The 13,901-nt window shown below is 63.8% G+C and carries 13 protein-coding genes and 1 pseudogene; 4 read left to right on the top strand and 10 right to left on the bottom strand.

The window, feature by feature from the left end:
• Positions 1–118 precede the first annotated feature (118 nt).
• Positions 119–1,345, top strand: a complete 1,227-nt coding sequence (locus tag ACFQ6Y_RS21815) for an MFS transporter (protein WP_378637060.1) — start codon at positions 119–121, stop codon at positions 1,343–1,345.
• Positions 1,346–1,404: 59 nt separating this feature from the next.
• Here the strand turns inward: ACFQ6Y_RS21815 and ACFQ6Y_RS21810 are convergent.
• The 4 genes and pseudogenes from ACFQ6Y_RS21810 to glnA all read right to left on the bottom strand — a co-directional run.
• Positions 1,405–1,623, bottom strand: a pseudogene (locus ACFQ6Y_RS21810) (transposase); the annotation flags it as partial.
• Positions 1,598–1,879: a transposase gene (locus ACFQ6Y_RS21805; protein WP_378637056.1), complete on the bottom strand. Its 282-nt coding sequence runs from the start codon at positions 1,877–1,879 to the stop codon at positions 1,598–1,600. The gene ACFQ6Y_RS21805 and the pseudogene ACFQ6Y_RS21810, both read right to left, overlap by 26 nt.
• Positions 1,880–1,965: 86 nt before the next feature.
• Entirely contained in the window at positions 1,966–2,511 is a 546-nt protein-coding gene (locus ACFQ6Y_RS21800; protein ID WP_378637052.1) for a hypothetical protein, read from the bottom strand.
• A 184-nt stretch (positions 2,512–2,695) separates the two neighbouring features.
• On the bottom strand, positions 2,696–4,132 hold the full coding sequence (gene glnA / locus ACFQ6Y_RS21795; RefSeq protein WP_003941609.1) for a type I glutamate--ammonia ligase: 1,437 nt from the start codon (positions 4,130–4,132) through the stop codon (positions 2,696–2,698).
• A gap of 213 nt (positions 4,133–4,345) precedes the next feature.
• Between glnA and ACFQ6Y_RS21790 the strand changes: the two genes are divergently transcribed.
• Complete coding sequence (locus ACFQ6Y_RS21790; protein WP_172932084.1) at positions 4,346–4,819, top strand: RDD family protein; 474 nt, start codon at positions 4,346–4,348, stop codon at positions 4,817–4,819.
• 72 nt (positions 4,820–4,891) lie between these two features.
• Here ACFQ6Y_RS21790 and ACFQ6Y_RS21785 read toward each other — a convergent pair whose 3' ends face one another.
• The 5 genes from ACFQ6Y_RS21785 to sucB all read right to left on the bottom strand — a co-directional run bounded on the left by ACFQ6Y_RS21785 (position 4,892) and on the right by sucB (position 10,342).
• Positions 4,892–5,647, bottom strand: a complete 756-nt coding sequence (locus ACFQ6Y_RS21785) for a DUF4191 domain-containing protein (RefSeq protein WP_003941625.1) — start codon at positions 5,645–5,647, stop codon at positions 4,892–4,894.
• Between the two features lie 76 nt (positions 5,648–5,723).
• The gene (lipA, locus tag ACFQ6Y_RS21780; protein WP_378637048.1) at positions 5,724–6,734 is read right to left on the bottom strand and encodes a lipoyl synthase; all 1,011 of its coding nucleotides are present in this window, start codon (positions 6,732–6,734) and stop codon (positions 5,724–5,726) included.
• Between the two features lie 51 nt (positions 6,735–6,785).
• Entirely contained in the window at positions 6,786–7,547 is a 762-nt protein-coding gene (gene lipB / locus ACFQ6Y_RS21775; RefSeq protein WP_378637044.1) for a lipoyl(octanoyl) transferase LipB, read from the bottom strand.
• A gap of 29 nt (positions 7,548–7,576) precedes the next feature.
• The gene (locus ACFQ6Y_RS21770) at positions 7,577–8,464 is read right to left on the bottom strand and encodes a TIGR01777 family oxidoreductase (protein ID WP_378547036.1); all 888 of its coding nucleotides are present in this window, start codon (positions 8,462–8,464) and stop codon (positions 7,577–7,579) included.
• A 120-nt stretch (positions 8,465–8,584) separates the two neighbouring features.
• The gene (sucB, locus tag ACFQ6Y_RS21765) at positions 8,585–10,342 is read right to left on the bottom strand and encodes a 2-oxoglutarate dehydrogenase, E2 component, dihydrolipoamide succinyltransferase (protein ID WP_378637040.1); all 1,758 of its coding nucleotides are present in this window, start codon (positions 10,340–10,342) and stop codon (positions 8,585–8,587) included.
• Between the two features lie 364 nt (positions 10,343–10,706).
• On the opposite strand from sucB, the gene ACFQ6Y_RS21760 reads away from it, so the two are divergent.
• On the top strand, positions 10,707–11,057 hold the full coding sequence (locus ACFQ6Y_RS21760; RefSeq protein ID WP_003941713.1) for a hypothetical protein: 351 nt from the start codon (positions 10,707–10,709) through the stop codon (positions 11,055–11,057).
• 55 nt (positions 11,058–11,112) lie between these two features.
• On the opposite strand, the gene ACFQ6Y_RS21755 is transcribed toward ACFQ6Y_RS21760, so the two are convergent.
• Positions 11,113–12,630, bottom strand: coding sequence for a leucyl aminopeptidase (locus ACFQ6Y_RS21755; protein ID WP_378637035.1), 1,518 nt, complete (start codon positions 12,628–12,630; stop codon positions 11,113–11,115).
• A 158-nt stretch (positions 12,631–12,788) separates the two neighbouring features.
• On the opposite strand from ACFQ6Y_RS21755, the gene gcvT reads away from it, so the two are divergent.
• A complete protein-coding gene (gene gcvT / locus ACFQ6Y_RS21750; RefSeq protein ID WP_214888016.1) occupies positions 12,789–13,889 on the top strand; it encodes a glycine cleavage system aminomethyltransferase GcvT in 1,101 nt (366 codons plus the stop codon).
• The last annotated feature ends 12 nt before the right edge of the window (positions 13,890–13,901 follow it).

The raw sequence follows: 13,901 nt of genomic DNA, 5'->3' as shown, positions 1-13,901 counted from the left end.
TGGCAATGCCAACAGCCGCCTCGTCCTCAGCACCGATATCGGGCGTGCTCGGTTACAGTGCCGTGCATGAGCGGGACAGACTGGTGCAGTCGGCCGTGTGGCGTCGTGGATGTCAGCGATGAGTGACGTTTCGCCGGCAGGTCACCGTTCATCATTTCGACGCTTTCTCAAGGCCGCGGTGATCAGTTCGGCCGGCTCGTCGGTGACAGCTGTGGCGATGCCCATTTTGGTAGTGCAGCTTTTGGACGCGACGCCGTTCGAAGTGGGTGTGGTGAACGCGGCTCAGTTCATCCCGTATGCGGTGCTCGGGTTGGTCGCGGGGGTCTATGTCGATCGGTGGCGGCGCAAGCCAATTCTCGTGTGGGCCAGGGTCGGTCGGGCAGTTGTGCTCGGTGCCGTCCCGCTTCTGTGGCTCGCCGGGCTTCTGCACATCTGGGTTCTGGTCATCGTGTTGCTGCTGTTCGGCTCCTTCTCGGTGTTCGGCTTCGCTGCGATGCAGTCCTTGTTACCCCGGCTGGTTCCACGCAGTCAACTGGTGAAAGCAAACGCTCGACTCGACCAAGCCGACGCAGCGGCAACGACATTGGGGCCAACGGTCGGAGGCACACTCGTAGGCCTGCTCGGCGCTCCCGTGGTGATTGCCGTCGACGCAATCAGCTATTTCGCTGATGCCGCACTCAATTTCGGGCTCGACGTCGACGAGCCTCGATCCGTTTCTCGCTCCCGAAACCTGATGAACGAAGTGCGTGAGGGTCTGAGATTCACGTATCGCCACCGCACTCTCAACCCGCTCGCGATATCGACACACGTGTGGTTCCTTGCCAACGGAGCTGCGTTGACTGTGCTGTCGCTGTTCGCTCTCCGCTCGCTCGGGTTCAGCGCCTACACATACGGTTTGCTGCTGACGACGTTCGGTGTCGCAAGCCTCCTCGGCACATCCTGCGCTCACGCGCTCGGCACGCGCATCGGATCAGGACGAGCAGTCATCCTCGCCCGCACGGTATACCCCGTCACCTGGCTTCTCGTTGCCTTCGCGCCGGACACAGGTGTCGGCCATGTGCTGCTCTTCGCAGCACTGGGCCTGCAAGGGTTGGCAGCAGGCGCGGAGAACGCGAACGAGATGGGCTATTGGCAAACACTCACCCCCGATGAGCTTCTCGGGCGTGTGAATGCCGCCCGACGCTCCGTCAACCGCGCCATGGCTGCGCTCGGCGCAGTGATAGCAGGCCTGTTGGTCGGCGCGATCGGTGAACGCCTAACCCTGCTCGGCATCGCTATTGTGTTCGCTATCGCTGCAGCCACATTGGGGTTCTCTCCGATTCGACATCCGGCGCGCGAACTCTGACCTCGAGACGCGCACCAGCCACGCCTGCCCTCAGCTCGTTGTCGGTCGTAGTTGGCACGAGAGATCGGATCCTTGAGAGCAGCGAACGCTGAAAGATACTTGGCGCGTTTGAGTCTGGCGTTGCCGCTGTGTTGTCGATGCTCACCTTTGACGGACGTTCCGGAGCGATCTGTGCGAGGTGCGACCCCGGCGTAAACCGCGAGCGCCCCTGCGTCGCGGAACGACCGATGTCGGTGATTTCGACGAGCATCGTCACACCGGTCCGTACGCCCATGGATTCACGGACAACAGCATCGACCGCAGGCGGTTGATCAACCGGTTTTCGTCGACCGCCAGATCGGCGTCGAATTCGGACAGCATGCGTAGACCCTCGACAAGGTCGCAGGCCTTTCCGATCGGCAACAGCGTATCGGGGAGTGTGCGGGCGGCATCGACGATGATGAAAGCATCTTTCGCGTCGGTCTTTCCGTTGCCTGGTACAGGTCCGCGAAACGCCGTATCCGCAGCCCTGGCAGGTAGGTCGACTACTCGCACTTCGTTACCGGCCTCGGCACAGAAAACTACTGGATCCGGTAGCCGTGCCCGGAGCAGAACTGCGCAGTGGAGAGAGATGTTCCCGGCTACGTGGTGGTGGGCTGCTTTTCCTCGGGGGTGTCGTCGGTTCGGCTACGATTTCCGGTAATCCGGCCTCGGTACTGGATGAGGTGCGGGTCACCGAGTTGTTGCGGCCAGAGTTGGATGTGGAGTCGTATCTGCGGTTGGGTCTCCGGTGTCCGGTAGGCGTCCCAGTACTCAGTCCGTCCCCGAGCAAACACTCGCACTCGGCACGGGCCTGGCCTCGGATGGGGAATTGGATGCGATACCTCGCCTGAGAATCCGTCGAAGCAGAGTGCGTCGCTCTCGATGGTGAACGAACTCTCCGCGATGTCCTCCCACACTGTGAGTAGCGAATCCGTGAGCGGAGGGGCAGGTGTTTCGGTGGAGGTGACTGTCACGCGTACGAGCCCGCGTCCACCGGTGTGGATGACGAGTCGGCCTGGTCCGCCAGTGACGAATTGGGGTTCGGTGGGAAACCAACCCGGCGCAAGTGGTTCGTAGTCATCCGGTGAGCGCAGGACGATCGTGTTGTAGAAGGAGTCCACTTCGATTGCGAACGGATCGGGCATCTGTTGCTTCTCCTGCACCCAAGTCGGTATCGGTCGAATGTATACCCGATGTAATTCCGCTCAGATGCGGCTGGGCACATGTGTGGCGGACACATTAGATCGGACCGAAACAAGTGCACCCGCCCCACAGACGCGGGACGGGTGCACTCGGTAGTCGCAGGTCTGACTTACGTCAGGATGCGGATCACACGTCGTAGTAGAGCTCGAACTCGTACGGGTGCGGACGCAGGTTGACCGGAGCGATTTCCTGCTCACGCTTGAGCGAGATCCAGGTCTCGATCAGGTCGGTGGTGAAGACGCCACCCTCGGTCAGGTACTCGTGATCGGCTTCGAGGCGGTTGATGACCGTCTCGAGGCTGGTCGGAGCCTGCGGGATGTTGCGAGCCTCCTCCGGGGGAAGCTCGTAGAGGTCCTTGTCGACCGGAGCCATCGGCTCGATCTTGTTCTTGATGCCGTCGAGGCCGGCCATCATCTGTGCCGCGAAGTTGAGGTACGGGTTACCCGAGGAGTCGGGTGCGCGGAACTCGAGACGCTTTGCCTTCGGGTTGTTGCCCGTGATCGGGATACGGACAGCTGCCGAGCGGTTGCGCTGGCTGTACACGAGGTTGATGGGGGCTTCGTAGCCCGGCACCAGACGGTGGTACGAGTTGATCGTCGGGTTGGTGAAGGCCAACAGCGACGGAGCGTGGTGCAGGATACCGCCGATGTAGTGGCGAGCCATGTCCGAGAGGCCTGCGTAGCCGGACTCGTCGTGGAAGAGGGGCTTGCCGTCCTTCCACAGGGACTGGTGGACGTGCATGCCCGAGCCGTTGTCACCGAAGAGCGGCTTCGGCATGAAGGTCGCGGACTTGCCGTGCTGCCAGCAGGTGTTCTTGACGATGTACTTGAACAGCTGCAGGTCGTCGGCCGCTGCGAGCAGCGTGTTGAACTTGTAGTTGATCTCCTGCTGTCCGCCGGTGCCGACCTCGTGGTGGCCGCGCTCGAGCTCGAAGCCCGCGTTGGTCAGGTTGGTGGAGATCTCGTCGCGCAGGTCCACGTAGTGGTCGTACGGAGCGACGGGGAAGTAGCCGCCCTTGGCGCGAACCTTGTAGCCGAGGTTCGGGGAGCCGTCGGCGTTGGTCTCTGCGCCGGTGTTCCAGGAACCGGAGATGGAATCCAGCTCGTAGAAAGCGGAGTTCATGCCGGAGTCGTAGCGAACCGAGTCGAAGATGTAGAACTCGGCCTCGGCGCCGAAGAATGCGGTGTCCGCGATGCCGGTGCTGACCAAGTACTCCTCGGCCTTGCGGGCAACGTTGCGCGGGTCGCGGCTGTAGGACTCACGGGTGAACGGGTCGTGCACGAAGAAGTTGATGTTGAGGGTCTTCGCCTTGCGGAAGGGATCGATCTGCGCCGTGGTGACGTCGGGAAGCAACATCATGTCGGACTCGTGGATCGACTGGAATCCGCGGACCGAAGATCCGTCGAATGCGAGGCCGTCCTCGAACACGTCCTGGTTGAAAGCAGACGCCGGGATCGAGAAGTGCTGCTGGACGCCGGGCAGGTCGCTGAACCGAATGTCGACGTACTCGATGTTCTCGTCCGCGATGTACTTGATGACCTCTTCGGCCGTGGTGAACGCCACGCTTGTGCTCCTTAAGTCGCTTCAGCCAAGTGATGTCGGTTGAATCCGTCGAGGCAGACGGTAGGGAGCTGGTGTTGCCCGCTCGTCAACCCTTTGTTTCGGCAGTGTTACGCGTCGCAGCATCCTGGGGATTTCCGAAGTCCATGTGACCGGCCACACAGTTAAAACCCGGCAAATCTGGACTACGGTGCTGCGACGCCTATCCTGGACAGCATGGCACGAATCACCGGAACTTGGCTCTCTGGGCCTGAAGCAGCTTTGCCGAAGAATGCGGACGGTCGTGAGCAGTCTTATCGCGGCGAGTTTCTCGGCTTCCCCCAGGAGGGCCCCGGATCGCTGGTCGGTTCGGGCCGTCGTATCGCCGCACTGTTGGTGGATTGGGTTATGGCCGTGGGAGTGGCCTCGCTCATCACCGGCGACTTCTTCGACGGTATGACCTCCACGATCACGTTGATGGTGTGGTTCGCCGTCGGCGTCGTCACCGTGGCGCTGTTCAACTTCACACCGGGGCAATTCGTTCTCGGACTTCAGGTTGCGCGAATCGAAGGCCCGATCCGAGTGGGCTTCGTGCGCGCGCTCGGGCGTCAGGCACTTCTCGTGTTCGTGATTCCCGCGACGATCACCGACATCGACGGTCGAGGCATGCAGGACCGCGCGACCGGCACTCTGCTCGTGAAGTCGCGCTGACACGAACTTCTCGAACGAAGAAAGACCCGGGTCCCTATGGGCCCGGGTCTTTCGTTTTGCTGTGGGGGAGTGTCAGCGACGACGAATGGTTCGCTGCATGCCCTTCATCTTTGCGCCTCCGGGCATCGGGCCCTTGGGAAGCGCTGCTCCGCCGCCGCGTGCGCTGAGCGCAGCGAGTCGGCCTTCGATGTTGTCCATGCGCTTGGTGTCGATGTTGCGCGGCAGCTTGTTCAGGTAACGCTGGAGCTGCGAAAGCGGAACCTGACCTTCGTCGTTTCCGATGATGATGTCGTAGATCGGGGTGTCGCCGATGAGGCGCGCAGTTTTCTTCTTCTCCTGCGCGAGGAGGCCCTTGACGCGTTGCGGCGAACCCTCTGCGACGAGGATGACACCCGGTCGTCCGACAACGCGGTGAACGGCGTCGAGCTGGGTGGTGCCGGCGACGGCGTTCGTGACGCGCCACGCGCCCTGCATGTTGTCGAGTGCCCACGCGGCGGCGCCGGCCTGGCCCTCAGCCTTCTTGTACACCGATTTCTGGACGCGGCGACCGAAGATGATGAAGGCGCCGAGGAGGCCGAGAACGATGCCGATCGGCAGCAGGAACCACTGAAGGCCCCAGATGAGACCGACCAGGAAGAAGACCAGAGCCGCACCCACCAGGGTGCCGATCATCAGCGGCAGAAGGAGCTTGTCGTCCTTGCGCTGCATCTGGAACGCCTGCCAGAGCTGAGTTCTGCGTTCCTTGGAAGCCTGCTTGCGGGCAGCCTTCGCTGCAGCCTTTGCCTCTTTGGTGGGTTTGCCCTTACCGGATTTGCTGCCGTTCGCCATGTACCCAGGATACGTCCATTGCTGTGCGCCTTTACTAACCGCCCGCGGTTAATAAAGGCGCACAGCAAAAAGTGGATCAGCGATTCAGGCGCGCCATGAGTGAGCTGGCTTCCTGGGAAGCGTCGCCGCCCTCGGTCAGATGACGCTGCGCCTCGGGAAGTTCACGGCCGTGATGTGCCATGGCCTGCGCATACAGGCGGCCGGCACGGTACGACGAGCGAACCAACGGACCGGCCATGACGCCGGCGAAGCCCATCTCTTCTGCAGTCTTCGAGTGTGCGACGAACTCCTCGGGCTTGACCCACCGCTCGACGGGGTGGTGCCGGGGTGAGGGGCGCAGGTACTGGGTGATGGTGAGGATGTCGCAGCCGGCGGCGTGGAGATCGGCCATCGCCTCGGTGACTTCTTCCGGGGTTTCGCCCATGCCGAGGATCAGGTTGGACTTGGTGACCAGTCCGTACTCTCGTGCCGCAGTGATGACGTCGAGGCTGCGCTGGTACCGGAAAGCGGGACGGATCCGCTTGAAGATGCGGGGGACGGTCTCGAGGTTGTGTGCGAGTACCTCGGGACGTGAGGCGAAGACCTCGTCGAGCAGTTCAGGCTTGCCGTTGAAGTCGGGAACCAGGTTTTCGACGCCGGTGCCCGGGTTGAGTTCGTGGATCTTGCGGACGGTCTCGGCGTAGAGCCAGGCGCCGCCGTCCGGGAGGTCGTCGCGGGCGACGCCGGTGATCGTGGAGTACCGAAGTCCCATGGCCTGAACGCTTTCGGCGACGCGACGGGGCTCGTCGCGGTCGAGGGCTTCGGGCTTGCCGGTGTCGATCTGGCAGAAGTCACAGCGGCGTGTGCACTGCTCGCCGCCGATCAGGAAGGTGGCTTCGCGGTCTTCCCAGCATTCGTAGATGTTGGGGCAGCCCGCTTCCTCGCAGACGGTGTGCAAACCTTCACGCTTGACCAGGCCTTTGAGCTCCGTGTATTCGGGGCCCATCTTTGCTCGGGTCTTGATCCAGTTGGGTTTGCGTTCGATGGGCGTCTCCGCGTTTCGGATCTCGAGGCGGAGCAGCTTACGTCCTTCTGGGGCGATAGTCACGACAGTGATCCTACGCCCGGTGATTACTGCAACGGGGTTCGGGCGAGCCCGTCAGCTGTACTGAACGGTAGTAAAAGTCGGAGTAGGCGAGGCGCTTTCGAAGGTGACGCGCTCGACGTTGCATTCGGTGACGGGCATGGTTCCGTCGAGAGCAGCGATCACGGCCTCGGCCACAGCGGGAGTGACCTCGTCCACGGTGACGTCGCGACCGAGTTCGTGTGACAGCGTCGTCACCCCCGCGTCACGGATTCCGCAGGGAATGATGTTGTCGAATCCGGTCAGGACCGAATTGCAGTTCAGGGCGAAACCGTGCAGCGCGACACCACGTTGAACGCGAACGCCGATGGCTGACACCTTGCGTTCGGGCTTCCATTGCCCGTTGGCGAGTTCGGCAGGCAGCCAGACGCCCGAGCGGCCGTCGATCCGCCCGCAGTTCAGGCCGAGGTCCGTGCACACCGTGATCAGCGCTTCCTCGATGCGTCGTACGTATCGCACCACGTCGATGGGCTCGGCCAACTTCACGATCGGATACCCGACCAGTTGACCGGGGCCGTGCCAGGTGATCTTGCCGCCGCGGTCGACATCGATGACCGGTGTGCCGTCGACAGGTCGATCTTCCGGTTCCGTGCGTCGCCCAGCCGTGTACACAGGGGGATGTTCGAGGAGGAGGAGCGTGTCCGGCCCGATGTCGTCTGCCCGCGTTGCCGCGAGCTCACGCTGACGGTCCCACGCGGCGTTGTAGTCGATCGATCCGAGTTGCTCGACGGCGATCGGCAGTTTCGAGAACCGGGCGGAGACGGCAGCGCTGCTCATGGAAGTAGAGATTACGCCCGACTTCGGACTCAACCCAGTGCGGCCGCCAGCGCTTCGCCGATCGTGTTGTGGCGGAAGGAGAATCCCGCCTTTTCCAAAGCTGCGGGAATGGCGCGCTGGCCACCGAGGATGCCGCTCTTGGCGAATTCTCCAATCAAGGCTTCGAGGGCGAACCCGGGCACGATCCACGGCGCCGGGCGGTGAACTGCGCGGGACATGGCGTCGTTGAACTGGGCGTTGGTGACAGGCGCCGGGCCGGTCAGGTTGACGGGACCGGAGAGTTCGGGATTGGTGAGCGCGAACTTGATCGCGTCGCACTCGTCCTCGAGTGAGATCCACGGAAAGTACTGACGACCGTTGCCCAGTCGCCCACCGAGACCGAACGAATAGATCCGCCGAAGTCGACCGAGCATGCCGCCGTGGGGTGAAATCACGACGCCCGAGCGCAGATTGACGACGCGAGCACCCGCCCTCCGCGCGGGCTCGGTGGCAAGCTCCCAGTCTCGACACGTCGTGGCGAGAAAGTCGGTGCCTGCCGGCGAATCCTCGTCGACGATCTTGTCGCCGGTGTCGCCGTAATAGCCGACGGCGCTGGCGTTGGCGAGGACGGGAACCTTCTGGCTCGCGACAGCTTCGGCCAAAACATCGGTGGCAACTATGCGGCTGTCACGGATCGCTTGCTTGTAAGAACCCGACCACCGTTTGTCGCCGATGCCGACACCACAAAGGTTCACGACGGCGTCAGCGCCTTGCAGGACGGAGAGGTCCAGACGGTCGTGGTCCGGGTCCCAACGCGATTCGTCGGGGCCGGCGGTCGACCGTCGCACCAGACGTACCACGTCGTGGTTGTCGGAGCGCAACGATGACACCAAGGCCGTTCCGATCAAACCGGACGAGCCGGCGATGACTACTCGCATTCGGAAAGCCTCCTTCGATTCAGCCTGCTTCGATATCCGAACGTATATCTCCGACCGTACTGAAAAAGCCGGGGCGCCACCTCCTGATGGAGATGACGCCCCGGCTGGAAGACCAGTTGCTTACAGGCCCAGATCAGCTTCGAACGAGGCTTCTTCCAACCGCTGCTTCACGGTGGTGAGGAATCGGCCGGCGTCGGCGCCGTCGACGAGACGGTGATCGTAGGTCAGCGGCAAGTAGATCATCGAACGAACGCCGATGGACTCGTTGCCGTTCTCGTCGGTGACCACCATCGGACGCTTGACAATGGCGCCGGTTCCGAGCATGGCCGCCTGCGGCGGTACCAGGATCGGGGTGTCGAACAGCGCGCCCTGGCTGCCGATGTTGGTGATGGTGAAGGTGCCACCCGAGAGCTCGTCCGGCTTCAGGCCACCCGAGCGTGCACGCTTGGCGATGTCGGCGATGGCGCGGGCCAAGCCGGCCAGGCCGAGATCGCCGGCGTTGTGGATGACGGGGGAGAGCAAGCCCTGATCGGTGTCCACTGCGATGCCGAGATGCTCGGCGTCGTAGTAGGTGATCTGCTTGGCAGCTTCGTCGTAGCTGGCGTTGATGTTCGGGTGCGACTTCAGTGCCTCGACGACTGCCTTGGCGAAGAACGGGAGGAACGTCAGGTTGACGCCTTCGCGCTCGATGAAGCCGGCCTTGGCACGGGCCCGCAGGGCGACGATCTTGGTGACGTCCACCTCGAAGGTCTGCGTGAGCTGAGCGGTGTTCTGCAGCGACTCGCGCGTCTTGGTGGCCGTGATCTGCCGAATACGGTTGGCCTTCTGCGTGGTTCCGCGCAGGTGTGCCAGTTCCGGTCGGACGCCGGCAGCTGCGGAGGCAGCCGGTGCGGCTGCGGGAGCTGCAGCAGCAGGAGCAGCGGCTGCGGGTGCCTTCTTGGCCTCCGCAGCGGCGAGCACATCCTGCTTGCGGATACGGCCGCCGACGCCGGTGCCGGTGACGGTGGCGAGGTCGACGCCGTTGTCCGTTGCGAGCTTGCGCACGAGCGGGGTGACGTAGGGGCTGCTGTCACCCGAAGCTGCGGGTGCAGCCGCCGGTGCGGGAGCCGCAGCGGGCTTCGGTGCGGGTGCGGCCGCAGGCTTGGGTGCTTCAGCCTTCGGGGCCTCAGCCTTGGGTGCTTCGGCCTTCGGGGCCTCGGCCTTGGGAGCGGGCGGTGCTGCGGGCGCGGCGGGAGCAGCCTTGGGTGCCGGGGCCGCGGCGGGTGCGCCGGATCCGACGACGGCCAGCTGGCCACCGATCTCGACGGTGTCGTCTTCCTGCGCATTGATCTCGAGCAGGATTCCGGCGACGGGCGACGGGATTTCGGTGTCGACCTTGTCGGTCGAGACTTCGAGCAGCGCCTCGTCGACGGCAACTTCGTCGCCGACGGCCTTGAGCCAGCGGGTGACGGTGCCTTCGGTGACGGACTCGCCGAGGGCGGGCATCGTCACGGCGGTACCTTCAGCGGAACCGCCGGAAGCAGCGGGTGCCTCGGCGGCGGGAGCTTCCTCGACGGGAGCTTCGGCAGCCGGAGCTTCCTCGGCGGGAGCTTCTTCTGCGGCCGGGGCGGGTGCCTCTGCCGCGGGAGCTGCGGCTTCGCCGGCTTCACCGATCTGGGCGAGCTCGCCACCGATTTCCACGGTGTCGTCTTCCTGCGCGACGATCTTGGTCAGGACGCCGGCGACGGGAGACGGAATCTCGGTGTCGACCTTGTCCGTGGAGACTTCGAGCAAGGGTTCGTCGACTTCGACCGTGTCTCCTTCCTGCTTGAGCCACCGTGTGACAGTTCCCTCGGTGACGCTCTCACCTAGGGCTGGCATCTGGACGGAGAAGGCCATGTCTTTTGACTCCTCGACAGTTGTGTTCGGGTTGTTGAATTTTGTCGACTTGTGGTCGTAATGCATTGTGCTCGAGTGGCGCGCGACGTGCGGCTACTTGTAGCTATTTTGCCGATGTCGACGCGCGGACGCGGCGTCACCGTCGTTCATCTTTCCATTGATACGCCGGGCGTGTCCGATGAGGGGGATGCCGTCCGTTTCGGGTGTGTCGGCTACTGGTGAGTAGGTATGCGTCGGGGGTCCGGCTGTAACGTCGTAAGCGGACCAAACGGTATGTCGTGCGCAGGTAGAACGGACATCGCCTGGCAAACTTGACATATCGCCGGGGTGCATCCGCGGCGTCGGTACCGAGGAGAGTACGACCGTGGGACTGTTCGATCGTTTCAAGCGTCCGCCGAGTGCGGCTCAGGCCGCAGCGCAAAGTGATGCGGATCATCTGGCGAATTGGGCGCACTCGCACGAAGGCGTCGAGGCCTATGTGGAACCGCAGACGACGGTGACCGAGGTGACCGTCGTATTGGTTGCGAAGGACGGGGAGTGGACTCGTCGTCGTGTCGGCGGCGAACGCGGTGCCCGCAAATTGGGACAGGACTTGAAGATCCCGGTCTACGACGTCCGAAAAACGGGATATCCGCAGCGTATGCGCGATCACGACGAGCGTAAGCGCATCGAACGCAAGCGGGCGCGCGAGCAGGAATTGCGCGACGGCGCCTGAACTGCTGTGCGCCTTTATCAACCGCGGGGGGTTAATAAAGGCGCACAGCAAGGGGTCAGCCGTTGACCGCAATGTCCTCCAGGACCGAGATCATCGTGCGAACCGGAACTCCGGTGCCGCCCTTGCCGGTGTAACCCCACGGTCCTGACGTGTTGTACGCCGGACCCGCGACGTCGATGTGCGCCCACTGGACACCCTCGGGAACGAATTCCTTGAGGTAGTGAGCTGCGACCAGCATGCCGCCCCAGCGGTGCGGGGTGACATTGGCCATGTCGGCGACCTTGGAGTCGAGATCTCCACGCAGTTCCTCGGGCAGCGGCATGGCCCATCCGTTCTCGCCGACGCTCTGCGAGATCGAGGCGACGCGGTCACGGAACTCGTCCGTGCCCATGACGCCGGGCGTGCGGTTGCCGAGCGCCACCATCTGCGCACCGGTCAGGGTGGCGGTGTCGATCATGTAGTCGGGGTTGTCCTCACCCGCGCGAACCATCGCGTCGGCAAGGATCAAACGGCCCTCGGCGTCCGTGTTGACGACCTCGATGGTGATTCCGCCGTACTGAGTCAACACGTCGCCGGGACGCTGCGCGGTCGCCGACGGCATGTTCTCGGCCATCGGCACGTATGCGACGACGTTGACGGGCAGGCCGAGCTTGGCGGCAAGCACGACGGTGGAGATGACGGCTGCGGCGCCGCCCATGTCCGAGGTCATGTTCTCCATTCCGGCGGCGGGCTTGATGGAGATTCCGCCGGTGTCGAAGGTGATGCCCTTACCCACCAGTGCGACCTTGCGGGCGCCACGCTTCTTCGACGCGTATTCGAGGCGGACGAGACGCGGCTGGCGAGACGAGCCCTTGCCGACGCCGATGATTCCGCCGTAGCCACCCTTTTCGAGTGCCTTCTCGTCGAGAACCTGGACGGTGAGCCCGGCCTCGACGCCCAGTGCCTTGGCACGCGCGGCGAACTCGGCGGGGTAGAGGTGGCTCGGGGGAGTGTTGACGAACTCGCGTGCGGTGGCGACGGCCTCGGCGATGGCAGCCGACCGTGCCAGCGTTGCCTTGGTCTCCTTGGCGCGCGGCGACGGCACCAGAAGTTCGACTCGGGCAAGTGGCTGCGAATCGGGACCGGGAGCCGTCATGGACGACTTGAATTCGGTGAAGCTGTACGCGCCCAACGCAAATCCCTCGGCGGTTGCACCGAGATCGAGGATCGAGAGCGTGGTTGCGACGGTGTCGATGCCGGACAGCGAGCGAGCTGCGGCGCCGGCGGACTTGCGGATCTGCTCACTGCCGAGCTTGTCGGCGGAGCCGAGTCCGACGGCGAGGACGCTGGTGACAGACAGTGCGCTCGGTGCCGGGACGCGGGTGAGCTGCTCGGGCTTGCCGGTGGCGCCGACGGCGATGAGGCTGTCGAGGATCTCGGCGAGCACGTCTTCGTCGACGATGCCTTCGCTGAGTGCTAATTCGGGGCCGTCCGGACCCGACGTCAGGCCGACAACCAATATCTCTGCGCGCTTGGCGACTGTGCCGGCGAGAACGAGGTCGGGTCCCAACGATCGGGCTGTGCGAGTGCTCAAGGTGTCTCCTGTGAGGTGAGTGTGCGATGCGTCCGGTTCTGGCGGATGCCTGAGTCGATGTTAGGCCCTTGGCGGATTCCGGACGGGGGATCGTCGCGGCCAGGTGAGCTCTCGCTGCGGACATGTTTCGATCGGCGAAGTCCGATAGGTTGTGGGCCATGACCGACGAACAACTGTTGCAGGGCCCGATCCACCCCGTCCACGTCGAACTCGGCGCGACGTTCGCGCCGTTCGGGGGGTGGCAGATGCCGGTTTCGTACGCGGGCGTCGTGGCCGAACACACCTCTGTGCGTGAGAATGTCGGACTCTTCGACGTCAGTCACCTCGGCAAGGCCGTCGTGCGTGGGGCGGGCGCCGCGGAATTCGTGAACTCCGCACTCACCAACGATCTGAACAAGATCGGACCGGGTAAGGCTCAGTACACGTTGTGCTGCAACGAGTCCGGTGGCGTCATCGACGACCTCATCGCGTACTACGTCAGCGACGACGAGATCTTCCTCGTCCCGAATGCGGCCAACACCGCGGACGTTGTTGCGGCTCTGGTCGCCGTCGCACCCGACGGAATCACCGTCGAGGATCAGCATCGTGCGTACGGAGTGCTGGCGGTGCAGGGCCCGAAATCGGTGGCGGTTCTGACGGCTCTCGGGCTTCCCACCGAGATCGAGTACATGGCGTACGAAGACGCGGAATGGAACGGCGTGCCCGTGCGTGTGTGCCGCAGTGGTTACACCGGTGAGGTCGGCTACGAACTCTTGCCGCGGTGGGAAGACAGCGAGCCGTTGTTCCGCGCGCTTCTCGAGGCAGTGCGCGCCGAGGGTGGGCAGGCCGCCGGGCTCGGAGCCCGCGACACTCTTCGTACCGAGATGGGCTATCCGCTGCACGGGCACGAGCTTTCGCTCGAGATTTCCCCGCTCGAAGCGCGCTGCGGATGGGCGATCGGTTGGAAGAAGCCGACATTCTGGGGCAAAGAGACCCTGACCGACGAGAAGGCCGCCGGTCCGGCCCGCAAACTCTGGGGGATCAAGGCTCTCGACCGCGGTGTGCTGCGGGCCGGCCTCGGTGTTCTGCGTGACGGCGAGGCAATCGGCGAGACCACCTCCGGAACGTTCTCACCGTCGCTCAAAGTGGGAATTGCGTTGGCGCTCCTGGATTCCGGCGCCAATATCGCAGCCGGCGACGAGATCGAAGTCGACGTCCGTGGTCGTGCTCTTCGGTGCGTCGTGGTGTCTCCTCCTTTCGTGGAGACCAACACCAAGTAGAGAGCTTTTTCA

The sequence above is a fragment of the Rhodococcus sp. NPDC056516 genome (genome assembly GCF_042794655.1).
In the GTDB taxonomy this organism is placed as follows: Bacteria; Actinomycetota; Actinomycetes; order Mycobacteriales; family Mycobacteriaceae; genus Rhodococcus_F.
Note: the sequence above shows the minus strand (reverse complement) of the source record. Positions and strands in the feature narration are given on the sequence as shown.